21 protein-coding genes and 2 rRNA genes (1 of these 23 cut by a window edge) are annotated in these 23,975 nt (G+C 68.0%); 12 read left to right on the top strand and 11 right to left on the bottom strand.

The window, feature by feature from the left end; genetic code table 11:
• Nucleotides 1-85: 85 nt before the first annotated feature.
• Both OG574_RS25495 and OG574_RS25490 read right to left on the bottom strand, forming a co-directional pair.
• Nucleotides 86-277, bottom strand: coding sequence for a hypothetical protein (locus tag OG574_RS25495; protein ID WP_100595594.1), 192 nt, complete (start codon nucleotides 275-277; stop codon nucleotides 86-88).
• A gap of 97 nt (nucleotides 278-374) precedes the next feature.
• Nucleotides 375-1,253, bottom strand: coding sequence for a hypothetical protein (locus OG574_RS25490; RefSeq protein WP_326775089.1), 879 nt, complete (start codon nucleotides 1,251-1,253; stop codon nucleotides 375-377).
• Between the two features lie 100 nt (nucleotides 1,254-1,353).
• Here OG574_RS25490 and OG574_RS25485 point away from each other — a divergent pair, with 100 nt between their 5' ends.
• Both OG574_RS25485 and OG574_RS25480 read left to right on the top strand, forming a co-directional pair.
• Nucleotides 1,354-1,515 carry a hypothetical protein gene (locus OG574_RS25485; RefSeq protein WP_199841879.1) on the top strand — a complete coding sequence of 54 codons (162 nt, stop codon included), beginning with the start codon at nucleotides 1,354-1,356 and terminating at the stop codon, nucleotides 1,513-1,515.
• Between the two features lie 72 nt (nucleotides 1,516-1,587).
• Nucleotides 1,588-3,156, top strand: a complete 1,569-nt coding sequence (locus OG574_RS25480) for an FAD-binding oxidoreductase (protein ID WP_326775088.1) — start codon at nucleotides 1,588-1,590, stop codon at nucleotides 3,154-3,156.
• Nucleotides 3,157-3,624: 468 nt separating this feature from the next.
• On the opposite strand, the gene OG574_RS25475 is transcribed toward OG574_RS25480, so the two are convergent.
• The 6 genes from OG574_RS25475 to OG574_RS25450 form a co-directional block, all read right to left on the bottom strand.
• The gene (locus tag OG574_RS25475) at nucleotides 3,625-4,344 is read right to left on the bottom strand and encodes a phosphatase PAP2 family protein (RefSeq protein WP_326775087.1); all 720 of its coding nucleotides are present in this window, start codon (nucleotides 4,342-4,344) and stop codon (nucleotides 3,625-3,627) included.
• 235 nt (nucleotides 4,345-4,579) lie between these two features.
• Nucleotides 4,580-5,602, bottom strand: coding sequence for a C40 family peptidase (locus tag OG574_RS25470; protein WP_326775086.1), 1,023 nt, complete (start codon nucleotides 5,600-5,602; stop codon nucleotides 4,580-4,582).
• A 199-nt stretch (nucleotides 5,603-5,801) separates the two neighbouring features.
• Nucleotides 5,802-5,951, bottom strand: coding sequence for a hypothetical protein (locus tag OG574_RS25465; RefSeq protein WP_326775085.1), 150 nt, complete (start codon nucleotides 5,949-5,951; stop codon nucleotides 5,802-5,804).
• Entirely contained in the window at nucleotides 5,933-6,460 is a 528-nt protein-coding gene (locus tag OG574_RS25460; protein WP_326775084.1) for a hypothetical protein, read from the bottom strand. The genes OG574_RS25465 and OG574_RS25460 overlap by 19 nt, the downstream gene beginning before the upstream one ends.
• Nucleotides 6,460-8,724: a hypothetical protein gene (locus OG574_RS25455; RefSeq protein ID WP_326775083.1), complete on the bottom strand. Its 2,265-nt coding sequence runs from the start codon at nucleotides 8,722-8,724 to the stop codon at nucleotides 6,460-6,462. The genes OG574_RS25460 and OG574_RS25455 overlap by 1 nt, the downstream gene beginning before the upstream one ends.
• A gap of 15 nt (nucleotides 8,725-8,739) precedes the next feature.
• Nucleotides 8,740-9,177: a hypothetical protein gene (locus OG574_RS25450; RefSeq protein ID WP_326775082.1), complete on the bottom strand. Its 438-nt coding sequence runs from the start codon at nucleotides 9,175-9,177 to the stop codon at nucleotides 8,740-8,742.
• A 476-nt stretch (nucleotides 9,178-9,653) separates the two neighbouring features.
• On the opposite strand from OG574_RS25450, the gene OG574_RS25445 reads away from it, so the two are divergent.
• From OG574_RS25445 to OG574_RS25420, 6 genes are all read left to right on the top strand, one after another.
• Nucleotides 9,654-9,962, top strand: a complete 309-nt coding sequence (locus OG574_RS25445) for a hypothetical protein (protein ID WP_100595588.1) — start codon at nucleotides 9,654-9,656, stop codon at nucleotides 9,960-9,962.
• A gap of 144 nt (nucleotides 9,963-10,106) precedes the next feature.
• Nucleotides 10,107-10,919 carry a hypothetical protein gene (locus OG574_RS25440; protein ID WP_326775081.1) on the top strand — a complete coding sequence of 271 codons (813 nt, stop codon included), beginning with the start codon at nucleotides 10,107-10,109 and terminating at the stop codon, nucleotides 10,917-10,919.
• Nucleotides 10,909-12,264 (top strand): hypothetical protein, encoded by a 1,356-nt coding sequence (locus OG574_RS25435; protein WP_326775080.1) that lies wholly within the window; start codon nucleotides 10,909-10,911, stop codon nucleotides 12,262-12,264. Before OG574_RS25440 ends, OG574_RS25435 begins: the two co-directional genes overlap by 11 nt.
• Nucleotides 12,261-13,820: an SCO6880 family protein gene (locus OG574_RS25430; protein ID WP_100595585.1), complete on the top strand. Its 1,560-nt coding sequence runs from the start codon at nucleotides 12,261-12,263 to the stop codon at nucleotides 13,818-13,820. Before OG574_RS25435 ends, OG574_RS25430 begins: the two co-directional genes overlap by 4 nt.
• A 15-nt stretch (nucleotides 13,821-13,835) precedes the next feature.
• Nucleotides 13,836-15,266 carry an ATP-binding protein gene (locus tag OG574_RS25425; RefSeq protein ID WP_100595584.1) on the top strand — a complete coding sequence of 477 codons (1,431 nt, stop codon included), beginning with the start codon at nucleotides 13,836-13,838 and terminating at the stop codon, nucleotides 15,264-15,266.
• A gap of 72 nt (nucleotides 15,267-15,338) precedes the next feature.
• The gene (locus OG574_RS25420) at nucleotides 15,339-16,904 is read left to right on the top strand and encodes a TraM recognition domain-containing protein (protein ID WP_326778614.1); all 1,566 of its coding nucleotides are present in this window, start codon (nucleotides 15,339-15,341) and stop codon (nucleotides 16,902-16,904) included.
• Here the strand turns inward: OG574_RS25420 and OG574_RS25415 are convergent.
• On the bottom strand, nucleotides 16,901-17,473 hold the full coding sequence (locus OG574_RS25415) for a GNAT family N-acetyltransferase (RefSeq protein ID WP_326775079.1): 573 nt from the start codon (nucleotides 17,471-17,473) through the stop codon (nucleotides 16,901-16,903). The two genes, OG574_RS25420 and OG574_RS25415, sit on opposite strands and share 4 nt — an antisense overlap.
• A 104-nt stretch (nucleotides 17,474-17,577) precedes the next feature.
• Between OG574_RS25415 and OG574_RS25410 the strand changes: the two genes are divergently transcribed.
• From OG574_RS25410 to OG574_RS25395, 4 genes are read left to right on the top strand one after another with little or no spacing between them, the layout of a single operon-like run.
• On the top strand, nucleotides 17,578-18,507 hold the full coding sequence (locus OG574_RS25410) for an ABC transporter ATP-binding protein (RefSeq protein WP_326775078.1): 930 nt from the start codon (nucleotides 17,578-17,580) through the stop codon (nucleotides 18,505-18,507).
• Entirely contained in the window at nucleotides 18,504-19,277 is a 774-nt protein-coding gene (locus OG574_RS25405) for an ABC transporter permease (RefSeq protein ID WP_326775077.1), read from the top strand. Before OG574_RS25410 ends, OG574_RS25405 begins: the two co-directional genes overlap by 4 nt.
• A gap of 37 nt (nucleotides 19,278-19,314) precedes the next feature.
• Nucleotides 19,315-20,565 carry a sensor histidine kinase gene (locus OG574_RS25400; protein ID WP_326775076.1) on the top strand — a complete coding sequence of 417 codons (1,251 nt, stop codon included), beginning with the start codon at nucleotides 19,315-19,317 and terminating at the stop codon, nucleotides 20,563-20,565.
• Nucleotides 20,562-21,224 carry a response regulator transcription factor gene (locus OG574_RS25395; protein WP_326775075.1) on the top strand — a complete coding sequence of 221 codons (663 nt, stop codon included), beginning with the start codon at nucleotides 20,562-20,564 and terminating at the stop codon, nucleotides 21,222-21,224. The genes OG574_RS25400 and OG574_RS25395 overlap by 4 nt, the downstream gene beginning before the upstream one ends.
• A gap of 87 nt (nucleotides 21,225-21,311) precedes the next feature.
• Here the strand turns inward: OG574_RS25395 and rrf are convergent.
• Nucleotides 21,312-21,428: ribosomal RNA gene (gene rrf, locus OG574_RS25390) — 5S ribosomal RNA — on the bottom strand.
• 89 nt (nucleotides 21,429-21,517) lie between these two features.
• A 23S ribosomal RNA gene (locus OG574_RS25385) occupies nucleotides 21,518-23,975 on the bottom strand; it runs 665 nt beyond the window's last position.

Below are 23,975 nucleotides of genomic sequence, written 5' to 3'. Positions count from 1 at the left end.
GGACGCGCACCGCGCGCCCTGCCCCTGTGAGATACGCGACCCGGAGCCGGGGCGCGCCGGACGACCGGCCGCGCCCCTCACGGGTTCAGGACTCCCGGAACCCCTCGCCCCGGGGCCACCGTTCCTCGGCGACCCTCAGCACCTCGTCGATACGGTCCGCACTGAGCCGGTCCTCATCCGCGGCCGAAGCCGCGATGATCAATTCACCGCACAGCTCGATCTCGGCGAGGGCGACGTGGTCATGAACCGCCGTGCCGCCCACCGGAGCCACGTTCATCACCTCTTCCAGCCGTAAGCCGTAGCCGTAACCGACTTCCTAGAGTAGGGAGCGGCCTACGCACTGCGCATGGCACGGACGGACCATTTCCGGACGGCTAATTCTCGGCGATCTTCCCGGCGAAGATGTCCTTTGTGTCGGGAAGTTCGATATTCGCCGTAACTCCGAAGCCGTAGAGCAGAGTGGTGGACGCCACATCGACGACGTCCCTCTTCCCGCCCTGGCCCTGCCCCTTCCCGTTCCCCTTCACCGCAGTCGTCACCTTCGTCGTATTCACGAAGCTGAACCGGTGCCGCACTTTCCTGATCCGGCCCTCGTCGTCGAGGTACACGTCGAACGGCACCTGGTCCTTGGCGAACCCTTTCGCCGCGGCCGTCAGGGACTGCCGGCTGGCCGGGGAGGCGGCGTGGGCGGCGGCCGCCATGTCGACGGTCCCCCGGTAGTGCCGCACGTCCGTCCCGGCGAGCTCGCTCTCCCCCACATACGTCACCTTGCGCGCGCCCCGCAGCAGTTCGGCGGCGGCCAGCGGATCCGTGGCCCCGCCCGTGACCAGGTTCCCGTCCGCCATGGACGCCGTCTCGACCCGCACCCACTTGTCGGCGGGCACCCCCGCGCCCCGGTTCTTCATGTACAGGGCGCCGGGCGCGAGGAGTTCGGTGATGGGGCGGTGCTCCTCGGCGCCGGAAGGATCCTGCGGAAGCACCACCTTCAACTGCCCGACGCGCGCCCGGTAGTCGTAGACGCCCTCGCCCCTGATGGTGACGCGGGTGCCGCCGCTCGCCATCTCCATGGACGTACGGGCCTTGGAACTGCCCTCCCTGACCAGGCGGTCGGCCGCGTCGTGGACGGCGGCGGCGGAGTCGGCCGGGCTCTCGTTGTCCGCCTCGGCGGCGGCCGAACAACCGGTGGTGAGGCCCATCACTCCGACCGCCGCGGCCGCTGCGACCGCCCGTGCTGCGCGTCCGTGCTGCACCATCGCCTGTCTGCCCCCAAGCCCTGTCGGTCCGAGCGTCCGCGGCCCCTCTGTCGACCGGATAACGACAGTTGCCTGCACCCGTCACGCGTACCGTTGAGGTGTGGCACAAGAGCAGTCCGAACTCCCCGAAACTCACCAGACGACCACGGCCGAACAAGGCCGTTTCTGCCTGGCCCGCTGCACCTGCGGCTGGCGCGGCCCCTCCCGCAGAGCCCGCTCGAAGGCGAGAAGCGACGCCGAGGAGCACACGGCCCGCCCCTGACCCGACCGCCCGGCGTGGAACCCCGCGCTCCCCAAAGACGTCTCGTACCCCGGGAAACAACGGGAGGCGTCCATGGATCGGCGTACGTTCATCGCAGTCGGCGCGGCCACTGTCACGGCAGGCGCGGCCACGGCATGCAGCACCGGCACAGCGGGGGCCGGCGGGCGGACCACGCCCAGCGCGACGACCAGCGCGCCCATCCGCACCACCAGCGCGAGCGCCTCCGCCGCGGCGAACCTCAAGGCACTCGCCAAGGACCTCGACGGCACCCTCGTCACCCCCGGCCAGGCCAAGTGGGCGGCCGCGCGCCAGCTCTACAACACCCGCTTCGACAGCCTGAAGCCGACCGCCGTCGCCTACGTCGCCCACCCCGACGACATTCGCACCACGCTCGCCTACGCGCGGGCGCACCACGTCCCCGTCTCGATCCGCAACGGCGGCCACTCGTACGCGGGCTGGTCGTCCGGCGACGGCCGCCTGATCCTCGACGTGTCCAAGCTCTCCGCGATCAGGGCCTCCGGGAGCGAGGCCGTGGTGGGCGCGGGCGCCAAGCTCATCGACGTGTACCGCGCGCTCGCCGCGAAGGGCGTCACCATCCCGGCCGGCTCCTGCCCCACCGTCGGCGTCTCCGGCCTCACCCTCGGCGGCGGCCACGGCGTCGTCTCCCGCGCCTACGGCCTGACCTGCGACAGCCTCACCCAGGCCACGCTGATCACGGCGGACGGCAAGCAGGTCGTCGCGAACAAGAGCGAGAACAAGGACCTGTTCTGGGCCCTGCGCGGAGCGGGCAACGGCAACTTCGGTGTGGTCACCGAGCTCCGCTTCCGCACGCACCCCGCCCCGCAGGCCGTCTCCGCGTACATGACCTGGCCCTGGTCGAAGGCCACGGCCGTCCTGAAGGCCTGGCAGGAGTGGGGCCCCTCACAGCCCGACGAGATCTGGTCGTCCTGCCACATAGCCAACGCGGTGGGCGGCCGGCCGACCATCTCGGTCGCCGCGTTCTCCCTCGGCACGTACCGCGAGCTCCAGAACGCCGTCGACCGTCTCGCCGACGGCCCCGGCGGCCCCGGCCCCGCGTCGAACGTCTCCCTCAAGCGGCGCTCCTACGAGGAGTCGATGGAGGTGTACGCGGGCTGCTCGGCGTTCGCCGAGGACGCGATGTGCCATCTGCCGGGCACGACCCCGGGGCGCAGCACGCAGGGGGCGCTGGGGCGCGAGACGTACGCGGCCCACTCCGACTTCTTCGACCGCTCCATCTCCTCGGCCGGCATCCGCGCCCTGTTCACCAAGATGGAGAACGTCACCTCGGGCGCCGGCAGCATCGCGCTGACCGCGCTCGGCGGGGCGATCAACCGCGTCGACCCGACCGGCACCGCGTTCGTGCACCGGCGCTCCCGGATGCTCGCGCAGTACATCGTGTCCTGGCGGGCCGGAACGTCCGGCTCCACGGCCCGCGGGTGGCTCGATTCCACCCACGCGGCGATGCGCCCGTACGCGTCGGGGGCGGCGTACCAGAACTACACGGACCCGACGCTGACGAACTGGCGCAAGGCGTACTACGGCGACGCGGCCACACGCCTGGCGACGGTCAAGAAGCAGTACGACCCGAACCGGTTCTTCACGTTCCCGCAGGCACTCTGAGCGCGCCCCGATCTGGGCGCGCCCTGATCTGAGCGCGCCCCTGATCCGCGCCTCTGAGGGGCGCGGGGCTGTGACATTCTGCGGCTCCGCCGCGTGGGCACGGCAAGCCCCCACCGGACCCGCAGCCGAAAGGCCCTTAAGGGGCGCGGGCAACTGCGCAAACGCACGCCCGTTCCAGCGGTAAGCCCACACATACGGCTCAGCCAACACGCCCTCAAGTGGCCCAAAGCGAAGCGCAGCGTTCCGCTGGGACCATGAACATGCTCCGAATAGCCCGAATACCCCGCATAGCCGCCGTCTTCGCGATCGCCGCCGCCGCGTTCGCCCTGGGCGTCACGACCGCCGCCGTCACCGACGACCACTCGGACCACCCCGCTTCGGGCCCCCTCGCGGTCACGTCCGGCGCCGTGGCACTCGCCGGCGCGGCCGGCGGCACCGTCCTCCTGTGCCGACGTGCGGCAGAAGAGGCTAAGCGGCCAGATCCCGCTCTTCAGAATCCCGCGGCTCCGGAATCTCCACCGTCTCCCGAGCCGACGAGGCAGGGCTAGGCGACCACACCAGCCACCGCAGCCGCGTCGTCCGCCCCACGGAGCGCGCCAGCGGGGTGAGCAGCGCGGACGCGAGCGGCGACAGGAGCAGTGCCACCGCCGTGCCGAGGGCGAATCCGCCGACGACGTCGGTCGGGTAGTGCACGCCCATGAAGACCCGGCAGAACCCTTCGAGCACCGCGAGCCCAAGACCGATGAGCCCGAACTTGCGGTGGGCGACGAAGAGGCCGGCGCCGATGGCCATGGCGAGCGTCGCGTGGTCACTGACGAAGGAGAAGTCCGACTTGCCGTCGACGAGGACGTCGAGGCCCTCGTGGTCGGTGAAGGGTCTGGGCCGTTCCACGAAACTGCGGATCGGCACGTTCACCAGGACGGCGATTCCGGCCGCGAGCGGGGCCCATACGACGGAGGCGACGGACGAGGCGGCGTCGTCGAGCGAGTCCCGCTTCCGCACACCCCACCAGCACCACAGGGTGAGCAGCACGAGCGCGAGCAGCAGACCGTACTCACCGACGAACGCCATGGCGCTGTCGACCCAGCCGGGGGCGTCCTTCGCCAGGCCGTTGATGTCGTAGAGCAGACCGACGTCGGGGTTGGACCCAAAGGCCCCGAGTGCCGAGAGTCCAGCCAGTCCAGCCATCTCGCCGCGGCCCCTTCGTCTTGATGCTCAGTGGGCGCACACGGTCGTGCGCCGCTCGTCCACCCCCGTGGTCATAGATCCGCGGTCTTCGTCGATCCGCGATCGGCTCAGGAAAAGGAACGCACGGTCCCCTCTCCTTCGTTCCGCACTCCACCGAATGATCACGCAGACGTTATCGAAGAGAGACACGAAGCCGCAGCTCAGGGCAGGGCTCTAACGGAGAGTTCCGACCACGTCACACTTCGGAGTTCCCGGTCGGCCTCTCGCTCGGCACCGCCTTCGCACCATCCTCGGTCACCCGCGTCGCCCCGAAATAGTCGGGTGTGTCGACCGGGTCGAACCGGATCACGGCACCCGGCCGCGGCGCGTCGATCATGTAGCCGCCGCCCACATAGATCCCGACGTGCCGGATCGCGCGGCTGTCGGTGAGGTCGTCCGAGAAGAAGACGAGGTCCCCCGGCAGCAGCTCGTCCCGCTTGGGATGCGGCCCGGCGTTGTACTGGTCGTTCGCGACCCGCGGCAGCTCGATCCCGACCTCCCGGTACGCGGCGAGCGTCAGACCCGAGCAGTCGAACCGGCCGCCCTGATCGGCGGTCCCGTTCCCGCCCCACAGGTACTCGGTCCCGAGCTTCTTCTGCGCGTAGTAGATGGCGCCCGCCGCCTGCTGCGACGGCTGCACACGCCCGACCGGCCGCGCGAAGCTCTTCTCCAGGTTCATGATCGTCTTCACGTAGTTCTGCGTCTCGCGGTACGGCGGTACGCCTCCGTACTTGATGACGGCGTACGCGCCCGCGTTGTAAGCGGCGAGCATGTTCTCGGTCTGATTGCCCGGCGCGTCCTTCACGTACTTCGCGAGCGAGCAGTCGTACGAGGCCGCGGACGGAATGGCGTCCTTCGGATCCCAGATGTCCCGGTCCCCGTCCCCGTCACCGTCGACCCCGTGCGCGGCCCACGTCCCCGGGATGAACTGCGCTATGCCGAGCGCCTTCGCGGGACTCTTCGCGTTCGGGTTGAACCCGCTCTCCTGATACAGCTGAGCGGCGAGCAGCGCCGGATTGATCGCGGGGCAGAGGTTCCCCCACTCCTGCACGATCGACTGGTACGCGGAGGGCACGGCGCCCTTGGCGAGCCCCACGGCCCCCTTGCCGACCCCGCTCGCGAGAGAGCCGGCGGCCATGAACGTACCGACGACGAGCAGCGTCACGAACCCGGTCCCCCCGGCGGCGAGCGCACCCCCGACGACCCACGCCTTACGCACCGTCAACCGCCCCTCGAAGCCCGGTAGTACGCCGGGCCTCAGTGTAGGTGGGCAGGGTTCTCACCGGCCCTCATGACGAGGACGCACCCCCCGGATTGTCCGAATCACGCACGCCGGACCCCACGGCACCAGGTCCCCCCGACCCGACCATCGCCCGCACCAGCCCGGCGGCGATCGCGGCCCGCTGCTCCCCGCTCAACTACGCGTCGGCGACGATCCGCTCGGCCGCGAGGTGGCGCGAGAACCCCAACGGCCGGTCGAAGTACGCCAGCAGCTGCCCGACGGCCATCTCCTGCGACCTGACGAACGTACTGGTCCGACCCTGACCGGTCAGCTGTCCGCCGTGCACGCCACCTTCTTCGTCACAGCCGGCACGAAGTCGTCCAGGAAGCGCTGCAGCTCCTTGTACCCAGAGCTCGAATCCTCCACGCGATCCCCTGCGAACTGGACGTTGAACGTCAAGTAGGGCGTGGGATCACCGCACTTGGCGCTTACTTCTGCACCGTTGCTCCCGATGACGGCCTGGCCCGGGAACGACACGTTTCGCGCGGCTGCCCGCTCCAGTCTTCGGATCACCGCCCTGCGGTTCTCCGGAAGCAGTGGGGCGTCGTCATGCTGATAGGCCACGTACAGGATGCGGGTTCCGTCGACGCTCAGAGAGCAGAAGGCGCCTGGTTTCGACCGCGCTTTCACCCACTTGTTCTTGAGATTCTCTCCCTCAGGCAGGAGCGGCGAGAGGTCGTCCTTCTTCACCGCGGCATCGCAGAACGTCTCGGGGACGGCATAGCCGCTGCCGCACCCGGTGGTCGTCATCGCGAGGGCGGCCAGAAGCAGCGCCGAGCGGGTCGTCGTCTTCACTAATGGTCTCCCGCGATTCCGTCGGCCATGTCGTTTCCATCGTTCGCTGCTGCGGCGATCTTCTTGTAGACCCCGTCCTGGAAGGAGTAACCGGTCTCGTCCAGAGCCCAGCTCGAATTGACGGAGTACCACTGATCAGCCAGCTCGTTGAGCTGATTTCGCCGGGTGGCGTATGTCGATGTGCTGTCGTCCGTCAGCCGCTGCGCCTGATGCTCCTGCTCGTCCATGACCCAGGCGGTGGTGACCACGTCTGCTCCGCGTTGCGCGATGTCGCCGTAGACGGGGATGAAGTTGAGGATCGCTCCAGAGCCGTGGTAGCTCCACGCCTTGTCCCAGGTGTAGTCGTGCTGGTCGCCCTTCAGCGCGTTGTACCGGGCTTCCTCCATGAAGCCGACGGCATAGCCCGCCGAGTCCAGCGTGTCCTCCGGCGCTCTTGAGCGGTCGTGGAAGCTGTCGACGATGGCGTAGTTCATGCCCTCGTGCAGCATTCCGTACGCGTTCTCGCTCCGGGATATCTGCTTGGTCATCTCCATGACCTGCTCCTGATCCAGCGTCGAGTGTTTGCCGCTGACGTCGGACATCGCCGCATACACCTCGTCTCCATGGCTGGTCATGATCTTCGCCATGTCGTCCCGGAATGCCGAGGGCATGTCGTCACCCTGTCCGGACAGCGTGCTCAGCGCGGCCTGGAAAACGCGGTCGTTGGCGGCCGTGTGTGCGGTCGGGCCGTGTGGCGCTCCGGACGGATCGATGCCCGTCGCCGCCGCGGTCAGCGCGTCGCCCAGGCCCTTGCGGTTGTCGGTGTCCGAGCTCTCGCCCGCGTCGACCTCGACGTTTCCCCCTGGCCCCTGCCAGTTGGTGTCGTTGACGACCTGCCAGTCCCGGCTTCCCTCGCCCTTGCCGAGGAGATAGTCGAAGCGGTTCTTGCCCTCGTCCGTGCCGGGGTCCAGATAGCCGGCGGCTCCCTCGGGGGTGCGCGACATGACGCCGAGCGCTCCGTCGACCGGGTCGTTCGCGAACCAGCCGTCGCCGCCCTTCCCGTCGAAGGTGCCGTACAGGTTCCAGATGTCCGGGTCCTTCTTCTCCATGGAGATCATGTCGTCCGTGACATCCGCGACGAACTGCGGCGAGAAGTCCTTGTGGCCCTGCTCCATGAGCGTGGCGAGGCTCTGGTATCCGCGGACCTGCTGGTCGTGGCCCTTGAAACCGACGCCGACGTTCTCGCCCGCCGCCTTGAGGTCGTACTTGTCGTCGCCGCGCTCATGCAGAGCGTCGCGCCACTTGTTGTAGAAGCCGGCATCCGACGTTTTCTGCCAGCCCTTGAAAGCGTCGTTGTACGCGGCGGTGCCGAACGGAATGTGCTTGCCGTTCGCGTCCTTGAAATCCGGTACGCGGGTTGCGGTGGCCAGCGAATCGGCTATGCCGCCGTTGATGTTGAGGTAGTCGCTCTTGTTCCTCTTGTCATCGAAATACGCCAAGTCATCTATTTTGTTGGTCAGTTGCAATGTCTTGTCGGGGCCCAACGAGTCCAGGAACGTCCGGCTGAACACCGGGTCGCCGGAGTTGTCGCGCATCAGGCGCTTCCACTCCTCCAGATCGCCCGGTTTCTCGCCTGCGAGGATCCGGTCCGCGTACTGCTTGGCCTCACGCGCCTCGACGACCTCGATGTCACCGACGGCGTCGCCGTTGAAGCCGTGCTCCATGCCGTGCAGCGGATCCATGGCCCGCTCGAACCAGCTCTTGATGCCCGCCGCATCGTGGAGCGCGAGCTTCACGCCCTGGTCCGCGTCGTCGACAGCCTGCACGGCATCCTTGATCTTCTTCGTCCAGGCCGCCTCGGCCTTCTTGTACTGCGAGACGAGGGAGGGATAGTCCTCGTCGTGCCGGTTGGGCGTCAGCTTGCTGTAGTCGTAGACCGCCTCACCCTGGTTGTTGATGGGCATCTCGGCCTTCTTCGCCTGCTCGACCAGGTCTTCGACATGGCCGATGAGGCGGGAGAACTGCCCGTGGGCGTCGCGCAGGATCGACGCGACGGCACGCGCCTCGACCTGGGCGTCCGCGTACTGCTTCCGCGTCCCGGTGAACTGCGAGGAGGCGGCGCCCGCGCTCACCCCCACCCAACTGCCGTCGTTCGCGACGGACTCCACCTGATTCCTGTAGAGCGTCTCCAGATCCTCGAATCCGTCGGCCATGTCGTCCCAGTCCTTGGCCGTCGTCGTCAGCGACCTCAGACTGACCGCGATGACGTCCTGATACGTGAGCATGTGCGTCCCCCGCCCCTAGACCTCGCGCCGGCCGGCGCGCCCCGTGTCGACCTGGTCCGCCCGGCCCTTCACTCCGTGGTCGACGTACTGGAAGTGCTGCTTGGTCTGCTCCAGCGCCGTCTGGTCCCGGCCCAGGCGGCCCTTCAGGCCCTCGACCTGTAACTCCCACTCGGCGTGCGCGTCCTTCAGCCCCGAACCGGTGTCCCAGCCCGAGAACTCCCGGACCGTCGAGCCCGAGGACTCGTCGGCGTGGCCCCCCGCCTTGGCCGTCCCCGGCCTGATGTCCTCCTGCAACACCTTGACCGCGGCCTTCTTCCCCGACGTACTCGACTTGAGGGTGCCGACGTCACCACCGCCGGAGCCACCGGCCGGGGCCAGACTGTTCAGCTGCATATGGCCCTGCCGCCGGGCCAGTGCCTCGGCCTTCAGCTGCTCCCACTCGTCCCACGCCATGTCCACCGTCTCCCCGTGCGGTCGCTGTCCCGTACGGCAGCCGCACCGCTCGGTCAGATCGACAGAGGGCGCCACACGGGAAAGCCACAACGCTCACAGACACGACTGAGGGGGGAAGGGCTGTTTCACCTGCCCTGACGGTGTTCTGACGGTGTCCTGACGCCCGCCGCGAACGGCGGAGGGATCTTCGCGGACAATTCACCCCGCGCCCCCGCACGACGTTCAGTGAGTGGCCAACGAACCGTCACCGTTCAGGTCACGGCACAGACTTGAGGTTCATTGCCCGGAGTGACGCAGCGTGATACACAGAGTGACCATACGTTCCCTCGTATACGCAACCATGTGAAGACGTTGGAACTCAGCCAAGGAATGGCGCCAAGTCGGCAGGCATCCGCGGCGATCTGGGCAAGAATGGGCCTGACCTCTGCGCTGCGGCGGGGGCGACAGAACTACCCACATGGGGCGGTGAGTTACACATGCTGCTGGCAGCCGGCAAGGGCAACATCGACACCATCATCGGCGGGATCGCCCCCGACTGGGGCCCATTCCAGAACCTCGGCAAGGAAGCCCAGGTCATGGTCGAGGTCGTCATGGCGGTGGCGATCCTGCTGTGCCTGGGCATCGCGATCTGGGGCGCGGCCAAGCAACGGATCGGCGCGACGGCCCTGCGCGACACATTCAGCGCCGAGCAGGGCAAGGGCCTCATCGTCGCGGGCCTGACCGGCGTATTCATCATCGGCTCGCTCGGCACGCTCTTCACCATCGTGTACGGCATGGCGATCTAGCCCCTGTTTCCGCCCGCTCCGGTCTCATCTGCACTGAGGTTGCAACTCCCTGATGTCGAGTCACCACACCGCGCCCGCGCGGAAAGCAGCGCGGCTACCGTCGTACGTGGCGGTTCAGCACGAGCCTGAGGGGGCGTACGCGGGATGAGTCCGGGCGACGGCAACGACGACGACGGCCTCTACGGCGGCACGGGCCAGACTCGCACGCGCCTGCCGGAGGGCGGGCCGGGCGACGGATACGACGGGCGCAGACCCGCCAGGTCGTCATCGCGCAGCCTCATCACGGTGGTCGGGGTGGTGGTGCTCCTCATCGCGGCTATCGCCTTCGCGAACCGTGGCGGGGACGAGTCCTCTTCGGGAGACGGCGACGCCAAGAAGCCGGGCGCGTCCGCGACGGCGGCAACCGGAACGAAGCCGGTTGGTTCGGGGTTCGCGCATGACGAGCAGGGGGCGCAGAGCGCTGCGGCGAATTATGCGGTGGCTCTCGGCTCCGCCGAGATGTTCGACAAGAGCCGCCGTCACGCAATCGTCGATGGTGTCTACGCCCCGGACGTCGCGGCGGAGCGCCAGGCCAGTCTCGACAAGGTCTATGCCCAGGATGCCTTCCTGTCCAGCATCGGCCTGAACGCTGACGGATCGGCACCCAGCGGCTCGACGTTCGTCTCGCGGATCATCCCCGTCGGAACCAAGACCATGAAGTTCGGCAGTGACAGCGCCACCGTCGACATCTGGTACTCGTCTCTCTTCGGCCTTGCCGGCACGGACACCAAGAACCCCGTGTCCGAGAGCTGGTTCACCAACACGTACGAGCTGCAGTGGACCGGTGGCGACTGGAAGGTCACCGACTTTCAGCAGAAGGACGGGCCCGTGCCGGTCGGTCGCGACCAGAGGGCCTCCACCGCCGACGACATGGCGAAGGCTGTACAGCAGTACGGAGGGTTCACGTATGCCCGGTAGCCGAAGCCGAACCCTCACTCTTGCCGCCGCCGTGACTACGGTGCAGACCGCAGCCGTGCTTCTGGCCACGCGTGCCTTCGCGGCCCCCGACCCCAAGTCGTCGAGCGACCCCTGCGACCTCATCCGCGGCCCCGCCAAGGCCTACTGCGAACGCGGCAACGGAAGGACCGGATCCGGCGGCGGCACCCCCGCCACACCCCCCGGCACCACCAACCCCCTCGACCCCCTGTCCAGCCTCGCAAGAGGCTGTGCCGACGCCGCGTCCTGGACCGTGGACATGCTCAGCAAGTCCATCAAGCAGACCGCCAACGTCGACTTCACCAACCCGAAGTTCCTCCAGCAGTACGCCATCGTGTTCGCGGCGTCGGCGATTCTCACGTTGCTGCTGTGGCTGCTCGCCGTGGCCAAGAGGGCCGTCCGGGGAGTCCCCCTCGGTACCGCCCTCTCCGAGGCCATCGGGTTCCTCTGGCTCACGGTCATCGCGTCCGCGTTCACGCCGCTGATCCTCTACACCGTCGTATCGGCGACGGACGGAGTGTCGGACGTACTGGCGAAAGCCACCGGCGACCAGACGGACGCGTTCTTCGGGACGTTCTCCGGTGCGCTGAAGAAGGGCGACGACATAGGAGGCGGGCCGATCATGCTGATCGTCGTCTCGCTGGTGTCGATCCTCGCCGCGGGCGTGCTGTACCTGGAGCTGTATCTGCGGGCCGTGCTGCTGTACGTGGGCGCGCTGCTCGGGGTCGTCGTCTACGCAGGGCTCGTCGACAAGAACCTGTGGGGACACGTGCGCCGCTGGGCGGGCGTGATGATCGCCGTGATCCTGGTGAAACCGGTGATTGTCATCGTGCTCGGGCTGGCCGGCGCGTTGTCCGGGTCGGAAGGGCCGGACTCCCTCGCCGCCGTCGTCTCCGGTCTCGCCATCGTGCTGCTCGCGATCTTCGCCAGCGGCATGATCTACCGCTTCGTACCCGGCTTCGGCGACGAGATCGCCAACGGCCGTAACAACCGCATCATGCGCGGCGCCGAGAGCAAGGCCGCCGCAGTCATCAGTTCACCCGCCGCACTCGTCTCGCAGGGCATCAAGACGCACAGCGCCCGTGCGGACGGTGGCGGAGGCAGCGGTGGCGGCCAGTCCCAGGCCCGCCCCGCGAACCCCGTGTCGGGAGGCGTGGCCGCACACAGCACACGCCCCTCCTCCGGGGGCAGTGGCGGTGGCGGCGGATCTGTCCCCTCCGCCGCACCTCCGCCCCGTACGAGTCCCACGAACACGCCGCACGCGCGCAATACGCGTAATGGCGGGAACACCGGCAACAGCAATCGGCAAGGAGGTGCAGGGCGTTGACGACCCAGTCCCATGTGTCCCCATCGGTCACGCCCCGCCGTACGTATCTGATCGGCCGTGCCCGGCCGAACGCCATCGTCGGCAGGAACCGCGAGACCGGCGAGATCGCCCTCATCATCGGGGGCGCTTTCCTGGGCATGATGTGCGGGCTCCTCGTCCCCGCCCTGTCCCTGCGCATCATGCTGCTCCTGGGCTTCCCGCTGATCGCGCTCGCGGCCGTCTACATCCCGTACAAGCACCGCACCTTCTACAAGTGGTTCGAGATCAACCGCAGTTACAGGCGGCAGCTGAAGCGCGGCACGACGTACCGGTCGCGGGCCATGGACGCGGGGGTGCGGCTCGACGGGCGCGAGGTGGAGATCGGGCCGCCGCCCGGCATCGGCCGGCTGACCTGGCTGGCCGCGCCGTTCGGGCCGGACGAGATCGCCGTGCTGCTGCACGCCGACCGGCGGACCGTCACCGCCGCCATCGAGATCGAGGGCCCGGGTGTCGGGCTGCGGGACAGCGAGGACCAGGAGGCGCTGGTCGACCGGTTCGGGACGCTCCTGAAGCACGTCGCGAACGGGGACGGGTTCGTCACGCGGCTGCAGATGCTCGCCCGCACGCTCCCCGCCGACCCCGACGCGCACGCCAAGGACGTCGCCGTGCGCGGTGACGACCGCACGCCGGGCTGGCTGCAGCAGTCGTACAACCAGCTCCAGTCGATGGTGTCGACGAGCAGTGAGCAGCACCGCGCCTACCTCGTGGCCTGCATGCACTTCACGCGCGAGCTGGCCGCCGAGGCGCACGCCATGGCGCGCGCGGCCCGTCCGCACAGCGGCCGCAAGGTCGACCGGGACGCCGGGCTCGCGGTCGTCATGGCGCGCGAGCTGACCGACATCTGCTCGCGCCTCCAGGAGGCCGACATCCGGGTGCGGCAGCCGCTCGGGCAGGGGCGCCTCGCCTCGCTCGTGCACTCCATGTACGACCCGGACCATCCGATCGACCACATCCAGGCCATGACCAAGCGCAACGCCTGGCCGGCCGAGCTGGACGCGATGGAGCCGACCTACCTCCAGGCCAAGACGCGTGAGTCGTCCACGCGCGCGCCCTGGTGCCACGCCACCGCCTGGGTGAAGGAGTGGCCGATGACGCCGGTCGGCGTGAACTTCCTGGCGCCGCTCCTCGTCCACACCCCCGACGTCATCCGCACCGTGGCCGTCACGATGGACCTGGAACCCACCGAGGTCGCCATCGAGCGGATGCTCACCGAGAAGACGAACGACGAGGCGGACGCCAGCCGCGCCGCCAAGATGAACCGGACCGTCGACCCGCGCGACGTCGCCGCCAACACCCGCCTCGACCAGCGCGGCGAGGACCTCGCGAGCGGCGCGGCCGGGGTCAACCTCGTCGGCTACATCACCGTCTCCTCCCGCTCCCCGGAGAGCCTCGCGCGCGACAAGCGCACGATCCGCGCCTCCGCCGGCAAGTCCTATCTGAAGCTGGAGTGGTGCGACCGCGAGCACCACCGGGCCTTCGTCAACACATTGCCGTTCGCGACCGGCATCCGACGGTAGAGGCAGGGCTCTGAGATGCGGGATCCGCTGTCCATGGCCACGGACGCCTTCACCTCCTTTCTGTTCGGGAAGGTGGAGACGACCCGGCTCCCTGTGCGTACGTCGACGGGCCAGGCCCAGGCGGTCTATCTGCCGACGGCCGCCCCCGGCCTCGGCGACTCGGGCGTCATCATCGGCCGCGAGGTCTACTCCGGCAAGGGCTACATCTACGACCCCTTCCAGCTGTACGGGCAGCAGCTGCCCGCCCCGCACTGGCTGGTCCTCGGTGAATCCGGCAACGGCAAGTCCGCGCTGGAGAAGACGTACGTCCTGCGGCAGCTGAGGTTCAAGGACCGCCAGGTCGTCGTCCTCGACGCGCAGGGTGAGGACGGGGTCGGCGAATGGAACCTCATCGCCCAGGAGCTGGGTATCACTCCCATCCGGCTCGACCCCACGGCCGCTCTGGACATGGGGATCCGGCTCAACCCGCTCGACCCGGCGATCACGACGACCGGGCAGCTCGCCCTGCTCCGGACGATCATCGAGGTCGCCATGGGACACGGCCTCGACGAGCGCTCCGGCTTCGCCCTCAAGGTCGCGCACGCCTACGTCAACGAGACCATCGTCGACCGCCAGCCCGTCCTGACCGACATCGTCGAGCAGCTCCGCCACCCGGAACCCGAGTCGGCGGAAGCGATGAACGTGGCCATAGACGACGTACGGGCGTGGGGACTCGATGTCGCCCTCGTCATCGACCGGCTCGTGGACGGTGACCTGCGCGGCATGTTCGACGGTCCGACGACGGTCGGCATCGACCTCGACGCCCCGCTGATCGTCTTCGACCTCTCCCACATCGACCGCAACTCCATCGCGATGCCGATTCTGATGGCGATCGTGGGCGTGTGGCTGGAGCACACCTGGATCCGGCCGGACCGCAAGAAGCGCATCTTCCTGGTGGAGGAGGCGTGGCACATCATCAACTCGCCCTTCGTGGCGCAGCTGTTCCAGCGGCTCCTGAAGTTCGGGCGGCGGCTCGGTCTGTCGTTCGTGGCGGTCGTCCACCACCTCAGTGACGTGGTGGACGGGGCCGCGGCCAAGGAGGCGGCCGCGATCCTGAAGATGGCGTCGACCAGGACCATCTACGCCCAGAAGGCCGACGAGGCACGGGCCACCGGTCTCGTACTCGGCCTGCCACGCTGGGCCGTGGAGATCATCCCCTCGCTGACGCCGGGCATCGCGGTCTGGGACGTGAACGGGAACGTCCAGGTCGTGAAGCACCTCATCACCGAGACGGAACGGCCCCTGGTCTTCACCGACCGCGCCATGACGGAGTCCTCCGCCGAGACGCTCGGTGACGACGACGCGATGCGCGCCGCCGACCTGGAGGCGGAGGAACGGGCGGCCGCGTTCGTGGAACAGCACATGGGCGACCGGTACAAGGACTCGTCGGAGTCGACGGTGGCCTGAGACCTGGGGTCTGAGGCCTGAAGTCTGAGGCCCCGGAAGTTACTGGTGGGGCTCGGCGAGAGCGAGAGCGGGATGCGGCGGCACGACGCCTACGAGCGGGACGACAGGTACGGGGAGCGGGGCCGCGGTGGCCCTGCCCCGCGGGAACGGGAACGCGGCGTTCCCGACGGGCTGCTCCTCGGCGTGCTCGCGTTCCTGCTCGGCATGACCGTCATGGTGTGGACGGCGACGGGCCTGTCGGGTCTGTTCTCCAAGGGCGCCTGGCCGGACGGCGTGACGATCCGCCATACGCCGGTGGCGATGCGCTCCCTCATCGGCCGCCCGCACGACCTGCCGGGCGCATGGCCGGACACCCCCGACGGGCAGCTTTCCGGGTACGGGCTGTTCTGGGGCCTGTTCATCGGCCAGGTGCTCGTGCTGATCGTGCTCGCGGTGTTCGTCGCGGGGACGGTGGCGCGGTGGCGGGCCGTACGGCGGAGGGACCGGGCGGAGACCGCTGCCGCTCCGTCGGCCGAACCGGCGCCTGCGGTCACGCCCGCTCCCCGGGCCACAGTCTCGGAGGTCGTCCCGGCAGCTGGGGCGGAACCCCCTGACAGCCACGCGCACGGCCGGCACGACCAGCGCCCCGCACACGACCAGCACCACGAGCATCTCGAGCACCTCGCGAGTCCCGTCACCCCGGCCGCCGCCCCCATGGCCGTCCCCGCCCCCCGCGGGCCCCTCGTCCTCGGTCCCGCCGAGACCCGGGCTCCCCGGGCCATTCAGGCCATCCGGGACGCCGAGGGTCCCGTCCTCGTCGTCACGTCGTCGGCGAGTGTCTGGGCCGAGACCAAGGACGCCCGGTCGAAGCTCGGCCCCGTCCTCGTCTACGACCCCACCCACCTGTGCGACACCCCGGCCCGCCTCCACTGGAACCCGGCGCAGGGCTGCGAGGACAAGCCCACGGCCGCGTCCCGGGCGGCCGCGCTCCTGGCCCCGATCCGGCCTGCCGCCAAACTCGACATGGCCACCGCCGACACGGCGGAGACGCTGCTGCGGAGCTTTCTGCACGCCGCAGCCGTGGACGCGAAGCCCTTCCGGCACGTGCACCGCTGGGCGCAGGGCAGTCAGGTCCAGGAGGCCGTACGCATTCTGCGTACCAGCCCGAAGGCAGCGGCCGGCGCCGCGGGCGAGCTGGAGGCCGCGCTCACCTCCCATCTCGAACGCCGGGACATGGCACAGGAGTTGACGGCGCGCGCTCTGTCCTCGCTGTTCTCGGTCCACATCCGCGAGGCCTGCACCCCAAACCGAACTGATGCGCTCACCCTGGATTCCTTCGTGAATGAAGGGGGCACGCTTTATGTGGTGGGTGAAGCCATCGAGGATCCCAAGGCGGACCCGGGCGCGATGCCCCTCCTCACGGCCCTCGCCTCAAGCGTGGTCGAGCACGGCCGGCGCATGGCCGAACGGTCATCTGCCGGTCGGCTCGACCCACCAATGGCGCTCGTCCTCGACGATGTCGCCGCGGTGGCTCCGCTTCCCCAGCTGCCGGAGCTGCTGTCCACCGGAGCGGACCGGGGTCTGCCGACCCTGGCCCTCCTCCGCTCCCGGGAACAGGGCCGGGCCCGCTGGCCACACGCCGAACTCCCGGCTCCCTAGGCCTCGTTGCCCCCGGATCCCTCCAGCACCATCTCGTACTCGTACTTCGACGGGTCCGACGGCACCGCCACACTCGCCCCGCTGGGGACGAAGCCGAACCGCCGGTAGAACGCCTGCGCCCGCGCGTTGTCCTCGTGCACGTACAGCCGCACCCGCTCCAGGCCCTCCAGCGAGCGCGCCCACTCCACGGCCGCCAGGAACAGCGCCTCGGTCACGCCGCTCCTCCGGTGCTCGGGCCGCACGTACACGCCGACGAGATGCGCCTGCCGCACGTCGCTCGTGTCGCCGAACGCGAGCGGCGCCCCGGCCTCCTCCACCCGCACGGTCACGGACCCCCACCACCGGCCGTCCGCTCCCTCGGCGACGAACTGGTGTCCGGAACCGTCGAGTTCGAACCGTCCGGCCCGGTCCCGCCAGAACTCCTCGGGCCGCGCGAGCGCGGTCTCGTACGTCTCCAGGAAGGCGATCGGAGCCGCCGGATCGCGCAGGGACGCGAGGCGTATCTCCCGCACCGCCTCCCACTCCTGTGACCGGACAGGGCGTACGACGTACTTCTCGGCAGGCTCCATGGGGCGGACCCTACGGGACCGTCGTACCGGGGTACTACGCGTTTTCCGCAGCTCCGGACCGCGGTCGGACGCCCCGTCCCGGCCTCATTTTCTACCTTCGAAGCATGACGATCAGGGCACACGGACTCACCAAACGCTACGGCGACAAGACCGTCGTCCAGGACCTCACCTTCACGGTCAACCCGGGCACCGTCACCGGCTTCCTCGGCCCGAACGGCGCCGGCAAGTCCACCACCATGCGCATGCTCCTCGGCCTCGACGCCCCCACCTCGGGCCGCTCCACCGTCGGCGGCCGGGCCTACGCCGCACACGCCGCGCCACTGCACGAGGTCGGCGCCCTCCTGGAAGCCCGCTCGATCCACCCGGGCCGCACCGCGTTCCACCACCTCATGGCGCTCGCCCACACACACGGCGTTCCGCGCTCCCGCGTCGACCATGTCCTCGCGCTCACCGGCCTCACCGAGGTCGCGGGAAAGCGCGTGAAGGGCTTCTCCCTCGGCATGGGCCAGCGCCTGGGCATCGCGGCCGCGCTCATCGCCGACCCGGCCACCGTCATCCTGGACGAGCCGGTCAACGGCCTCGACCCGGAGGGCGTCCTGTGGGTCCGCAACCTCCTCAAGTCCCTTGCCGCGGAAGGCCGTACGGTCCTCGTTTCCTCGCACCTGATGAGCGAGATGGCCCTGACCGCGGACCACCTCATCATCATCGGCCGCGGCCGCCTCCTCGCCGACACCACCGTCTCCGACCTCGTACGCGAGTCAGGCGCGGCCTACGTCAAGGTCGTCACGCCCGAAGCCGTACGCCTGCGCGAGCTCCTGTCCGGCGCCCCCGGCGTCGACGTCACCGGCGAGTCCCCCGACACCCTGCATGTCCGCGGCACCGACGCCCCGGACATCGGCCGCACCGCCGCCACGCACGGCATCCCCCTCTTCGAACTCACCCCGCGGACCGCCTCGCTGGAGCAGGCCTTCATGGACCTCACCCACGACTCGGTCGAGTACCAGGCCACCGCCCTGACGGGAGCAGCAGCATGACCACCGCAGTCCCCTACCGCGTCACCACGCCCCGCGTGCTGCGCTCCGAGTGGCACAAGTTCTGGACCCTGCGCTCCACGTGGATCACCCTCGCCGTCGCGAGCGCCCTCGTCCTCACTGTCGGCGTCACCATGGGCTCGACGTACGACGGCGACGACTCCGAGATCGACACGGTCGTCTTCGTCCTCCTCGGCACCCAGCTCTCGCAGATCTGCGTCGCCGTCCTCGGCATCCTGGTCACGGCGAGCGAGTACTCGACGGGCATGATCCGCGCCTCGCTGACGGCGGTCCCGCGCCGGCTGCCCGTGCTGTGGTCCAAGGCCGGCGTGTTCGCAGCCGTCGCGTTCGCCCTGAGCTTCGTGACGAACGTGGTCACGTTCCTCGTCGCACAGATCTGGCTCTCCGACGGGGACAAGGCGACCTCGCTCACCGACGCGGGCGTCCTCGGCGCCCTCGCGGGCAACGCCGCCGGCATCACCCTGATGAGCCTGATCGCCCTCGGTCTCGGCGGCCTGCTCCGCTCGGTCCCGGCCGCGATCGGCGCCTTCGTCGGCGGCGTGATGATCCTCCCCGAGATCCTCGGCATGCTCCCGTACGACGCCGTGGACAGGGCCGTCAACTACTTCCCGACCCAGTCCGCCGAATCCCTCGGCTCCGCCACCCGGCTCGCCGACGCGGTCTCGCCCGCCATGGGACTCCTCTCCCTGACCCTGTGGGCCGCCGCGGTCCTCACGGCCGCGGCCCTGTTCCTCAGGCGCCGGGACGTATGACGCCCCGCGGAACCCTTTCCCGTACGAGGATGAAGCGGTGACGGACGACAGGACCCAGGGGCCCGAGCGAGCCCCCTTCCCCCTCACCGCTTACGTCCAGCGGCTCACCGAGCGGGTGCGCGCCTTCGACCGGCGCCGCCCGCTCGTCTGGGATCTGCACCTGACGGGCTTCTTCGTGACCGCCGCCGTCATCGACTACGCGGGCGGCGGCTGGCGCAACATCGCCCACAACACCGACGTACCGGGCCCGCTGATCCTGTGCCTGAGCCTCGTTCTCACCGTGCCCCTGCTATGGCGCCGCGCGCGCCCGATGACGGCCCTCGCGGTGATGATGGCGGCGGGTGTCGTGAACAGCTGGACGGGCGCCCTGCTCCAGGCGGCGCTGGTCCAGCTCATCGTCGTGTTCAACGTCTCGCTGCGCCGCCCCCTCAAGCTCCTTGCCGCCGCCTGCGCGCTGACGATCGCGCCGGTCGTCGTGGGCGTCGCCCGCTATCCGAAGGGCAGTTGGGACCAGCAGATCGTCCCGCAGGTGTGGGCCATCACGCTGGTGGCCCTGCTCGGCATCGCGGTCCGCAGCCGCCAGGAGTACACGTCGTCCCTCGTCGAGCGCGCCCGCCGCCTGGAGGTCGAGCGCGACCAGCAGGCCCAGCTCGCCGCGGCTGCGGAACGCACCCGCATCGCCCGCGAGATGCACGACATCATCGGCCACAACCTCTCCGTCATCACGGGCCTCGCCGACGGCGGTTCCTACGCGGCGGCCAAGAGCCCCGAGCGCGCCGGGCAGGCCCTGGAGGCCATCGCGACGACGAGCCGCCAGGCCCTCGCGGAACTGCGCCGTCTGCTCGACGTTCTGCGCGAAGAGGCAGTGCCCACAGCCGAGTTGGCCCCCCAGCCGGCACTCACGGACCTTGACCAACTGGTCGACGGAGTACGCGCGGCCGGCCTGCCCGTACGCCTCGCGCTGCGCGGCCGTCCAGACTCCCTCGCCCCTGGAAAGGAACTGACGGTGTACCGCGTCGTGCAGGAGGCGCTCACCAATACGCTCAAGCACGCCGGTCCCGGCGCCTCCGCGGCCGTCGACGTCACGTACGGGGACGACGGGGTGCGCGTCAGCGTCACGGACACGGGCCGCGGAGGCCGCTCACCGGAGCCGGGCGCGGGACGCGGCCTGACCGGCATGCGCGAGCGAACTTCCCTCTACGGCGGCACACTTGAGGCAGGCCCGCTGCCCACGCCCCCGGGCGGCTGGCGCGTCCATCTCCACCTCCCGAAGGAACCCTCCCCGTGACCAGCGTGCTCATCGTCGACGACCAGCCCATGCAGCGCTTCGGCTTCCGCATGCTGCTGGAGAGCCAGGACGACCTGACCATCGCCGGCGAGGCGGGCGACGGCGCCGAGGCGGTCCGCCTCACGGCACGCCTCCACCCGGACGTCGTCCTGATGGACATCCGCATGCCGGGCCTCGACGGCATCGAGGCCACGCGCCGCATCGTCGCGTCCGGCGCCCGCACCCGGGTCCTGATCCTCACGACGTTCGACCTGGACGAGTACGCGTACGACGGCCTGCGCGCGGGAGCGTCCGGCTTCCTCGTCAAGGACGCGCTGCCGGAGGAACTCCTCTCCGGGATCCGGGCGGTCGCGACGGGCGACGCGGTGGTCGCCCCGAGCCTGACGCGCCGTCTCCTCGACGCGTACGTCCAGCACTTGCCGGCCACGAACGCGCCCCAGGGCCCCGACCCGCGCATCGCCGCCCTCACGGACCGGGAACGCGAGATCCTCACGGTCATCGCCCAGGGCTGGACGAATTCGGAGATCGCCGCACGCCTGCACCTGGCCGAGTCGACGGTGAAGACCCATGTGAGTCGCATCCTGGCAAAGACGGGCGCAAGGGACCGGGTGCAGGCGGTGATCGTGGCGTACGACGCGAAGCTGGTGGAGCCGGCGTGAATCTGCGGCTTGCTTTATGGTCGGGAACGCAAAAAAGCCTCATTCCCCGAGTTTTCACTCGGGGAATGAGGCTTTTTATCAAAATTAGTTCGGCGGCGTCCTACTCTCCCACAGGGTCCCCCCTGCAGTACCATCGGCGCTGTGAGGCTTAGCTTCCGGGTTCGGAATGTAACCGGGCGTTTCCCTCACGCTATGACCACCGAAACACTATGAAACTGTCAACCGCACCACGCTCTGTGACAAACGTGGGGTTGTTCGTGGTTTCAGAACCAACACAGTGGACGCGAGCAACTGAGGACAAGCCCTCGGCCTATTAGTACCAGTCACCTCCACCCGTTACCGGGCTTCCAGATCTGGCCTATCAACCCAGTCGTCTACTGGGAGCCTTAACCCCTCAAGGGGGTGGGAATACTCATCTCGAAGCAGGCTTCCCGCTTAGATGCTTTCAGCGGTTATCCTTTCCGAACGTAGCCAACCAGCCATGCCCTTGGCAGGACAACTGGCACACCAGAGGTTCGTCCGTCCCGGTCCTCTCGTACTAGGGACAGCCCTTCTCAATATTCCTACGCGCACAGCGGATAGGGACCGAACTGTCTCACGACGTTCTAAACCCAGCTCGCGTACCGCTTTAATGGGCGAACAGCCCAACCCTTGGGACCGACTCCAGCCCCAGGATGCGACGAGCCGACATCGAGGTGCCAAACCATCCCGTCGATATGGACTCTTGGGGAAGATCAGCCTGTTATCCCCGGGGTACCTTTTATCCGTTGAGCGACGGCGCTTCCACAAGCCACCGCCGGATCACTAGTCCCGACTTTCGTCCCTGCTCGACCCGTCGGTCTCACAGTCAAGCTCCCTTGTGCACTTACACTCAACACCTGATTACCAACCAGGCTGAGGGAACCTTTGGGCGCCTCCGTTACTCTTTAGGAGGCAACCGCCCCAGTTAAACTACCCATCAGACACTGTCCCTGATCCGGATCACGGACCCAGGTTAGACATCCAGCACGACCAGAGTGGTATTTCAACGACGACTCCACAACCACTGGCGTGGCCGCTTCAAAGTCTCCCACCTATCCTACACAAGCCGAACCGAACACCAATATCAAACTGTAGTAAAGGTCCCGGGGTCTTTCCGTCCTGCTGCGCGAAACGAGCATCTTTACTCGTAGTGCAATTTCACCGGGCCTATGGTTGAGACAGTCGAGAAGTCGTTACGCCATTCGTGCAGGTCGGAACTTACCCGACAAGGAATTTCGCTACCTTAGGATGGTTATAGTTACCACCGCCGTTTACTGGCGCTTAAGTTCTCAGCTTCGCACACCCGAAAGCGCACTAACCGGTCCCCTTAACGTTCCAGCACCGGGCAGGCGTCAGTCCGTATACATCGCCTTACGGCTTCGCACGGACCTGTGTTTTTAGTAAACAGTCGCTTCTCGCTGGTCTCTGCGGCCACCCCCAGCTCGGAGAGCAAGTCTCCTCACCAGTGATGGCCCCCTTCTCCCGAAGTTACGGGGGCATTTTGCCGAGTTCCTTAACCATAGTTCACCCGAACGCCTCGGTATTCTCTACCTGACCACCTGAGTCGGTTTAGGGTACGGGCCGCCATGAAACTCGCTAGAGGCTTTTCTCGACAGCATAGGATCATCCACTTCACCACAATCGGCTCGGCATCAGGTCTCAGCCTTAATGTGTGACGGATTTACCTATCACACGGCCTACACCCTTACCCCGGGACAACCACCGCCCGGGCTGGACTACCTTCCTGCGTCACCCCATCACTCACCTACTACAAGTCTGGTCCGTCGGCTCCACCACTTTCCTTTCCCCGAAGGGTCCGGAACGGCTTCACGGACTTAGCATCGCCTGATTCAATGTTTGACGCTTCACAGCGGGTACCGGAATATCAACCGGTTATCCATCGACTACGCCTGTCGGCCTCGCCTTAGGTCCCGACTTACCCTGGGCAGATCAGCTTGACCCAGGAACCCTTAGTCAATCGGCGCACACGTTTCTCACGTGTGTATCGCTACTCATGCCTGCATTCTCACTCGTGAACCGTCCACAACTCGCTTCCGCGGCTGCTTCACCCGGCACACGACGCTCCCCTACCCATCACGATCCCCGTTGGGGGTATATATCGCAATGACACGACTTCGGCGGTACGCTTGAGCCCCGCTACATTGTCGGCGCGGAATCACTAGACCAGTGAGCTATTACGCACTCTTTCAAGGGTGGCTGCTTCTAAGCCAACCTCCTGGTTGTCTGTGCGACTCCACATCCTTTCCCACTTAGCGTACGCTTAGGGGCCTTAGTCGATGCTCTGGGCTGTTTCCCTCTCGACCATGGAGCTTATCCCCCACAGTCTCACTGCCGTGCTCTCACTTACCGGCATTCGGAGTTTGGCTAAGGTCAGTAACCCGGTAGGGCCCATCGCCTATCCAGTGCTCTACCTCCGGCAAGAAACACACGACGCTGCACCTAAATGCATTTCGGGGAGAACCAGCTATCACGGAGTTTGATTGGCCTTTCACCCCTAACCACAGGTCATCCCCCAGGTTTTCAACCCTGGTGGGTTCGGTCCTCCACGAAGTCTTACCTCCGCTTCAACCTGCCCATGGCTAGATCACTCCGCTTCGGGTCTTGAGCGCGCTACTGAATCGCCCTATTCGGACTCGCTTTCGCTACGGCTTCCCCACACGGGTTAACCTCGCAACGCACCGCAAACTCGCAGGCTCATTCTTCAAAAGG

This window comes from Streptomyces sp. NBC_01445 (assembly GCF_035918235.1).
Lineage (GTDB): Bacteria > Actinomycetota > Actinomycetes > Streptomycetales > Streptomycetaceae > Streptomyces.
This window is presented reverse-complemented; position numbering and strand designations above follow the sequence as displayed.

Excerpts from the sequence above, each read along its gene's own strand:
- OG574_RS25495 (WP_100595594.1), bottom strand. The coding sequence starts at position 277 with ATGAACGTGGCTCCGGTGGGCGGCACGGCGGTTCATGACCACGTCGCC.
- OG574_RS25490 (WP_326775089.1), bottom strand. The coding sequence starts at position 1,253 with ATGGTGCAGCACGGACGCGCAGCACGGGCGGTCGCAGCGGCCGCGGCG.
- OG574_RS25480 (WP_326775088.1), top strand. The coding sequence starts at position 1,588 with ATGGATCGGCGTACGTTCATCGCAGTCGGCGCGGCCACTGTCACGGCA.
- OG574_RS25475 (WP_326775087.1), bottom strand. The coding sequence starts at position 4,344 with ATGGCTGGACTGGCTGGACTCTCGGCACTCGGGGCCTTTGGGTCCAAC.
- OG574_RS25455 (WP_326775083.1), bottom strand. The coding sequence starts at position 8,724 with ATGCTCACGTATCAGGACGTCATCGCGGTCAGTCTGAGGTCGCTGACG.
- OG574_RS25450 (WP_326775082.1), bottom strand. The coding sequence starts at position 9,177 with ATGGCGTGGGACGAGTGGGAGCAGCTGAAGGCCGAGGCACTGGCCCGG.
- OG574_RS25445 (WP_100595588.1), top strand. The coding sequence starts at position 9,654 with ATGCTGCTGGCAGCCGGCAAGGGCAACATCGACACCATCATCGGCGGG.
- OG574_RS25440 (WP_326775081.1), top strand. The coding sequence starts at position 10,107 with ATGAGTCCGGGCGACGGCAACGACGACGACGGCCTCTACGGCGGCACG.
- OG574_RS25435 (WP_326775080.1), top strand. The coding sequence starts at position 10,909 with ATGCCCGGTAGCCGAAGCCGAACCCTCACTCTTGCCGCCGCCGTGACT.
- OG574_RS25425 (WP_100595584.1), top strand. The coding sequence starts at position 13,836 with ATGCGGGATCCGCTGTCCATGGCCACGGACGCCTTCACCTCCTTTCTG.
- OG574_RS25420 (WP_326778614.1), top strand. The coding sequence starts at position 15,339 with ATGCGGCGGCACGACGCCTACGAGCGGGACGACAGGTACGGGGAGCGG.
- OG574_RS25415 (WP_326775079.1), bottom strand. The coding sequence starts at position 17,473 with ATGGAGCCTGCCGAGAAGTACGTCGTACGCCCTGTCCGGTCACAGGAG.
- OG574_RS25410 (WP_326775078.1), top strand. The coding sequence starts at position 17,578 with ATGACGATCAGGGCACACGGACTCACCAAACGCTACGGCGACAAGACC.
- OG574_RS25405 (WP_326775077.1), top strand. The coding sequence starts at position 18,504 with ATGACCACCGCAGTCCCCTACCGCGTCACCACGCCCCGCGTGCTGCGC.